This is a genomic window from Prevotella sp. LCP21S3_D2, assembly GCF_052118345.1.
GTDB lineage: Bacteria > Bacteroidota > Bacteroidia > Bacteroidales > Bacteroidaceae > Prevotella.
In genome coordinates this window covers 1-311 of sequence record NZ_JBQKHJ010000130.1, presented here as the reverse complement: position 1 = coordinate 311, position 311 = coordinate 1, and the positions used below count along the sequence as shown (strand labels likewise).

Annotated in this window: 1 protein-coding gene; it reads right to left on the bottom strand. The window is 51.1% G+C overall.

Annotation, left to right across the window (positions count from 1 at the left end; all coding sequences use genetic code 11):
- On the bottom strand, positions 1 to 311 hold a 311-nt coding region (locus ACTQ16_RS16915; protein WP_441938604.1), incomplete at both ends, for a reverse transcriptase domain-containing protein.

Sequence of the window (311 nt, the reverse complement as noted above, 5' to 3'; positions counted from 1 at the left end):
TACTGTGGCTCACCGTGTCGAAGAAACGCTCCAAGTCGAGGTCAACCACATAAATGTAGCCATCATCGATTATTTTCTGAGCACCTCTTAGGGCATCATGGCAGCCTCTTCTCGGACGGAAGCCGTAGCTTCCTGGAGAGAATTGACGCTCATAGATGGGAGTTAGGGTCTGGTTGATGGCTTGTTGAACCAGACGGTCTATGACCGTGGGGATGCCCAACAGGCGCATCTTGCCATTGTCTTTGGGTATCTCTACCCTTTTTACTGGGTTCGGACGGTATGAACCGTCAAGCAAGGAACGGATTAGGGCA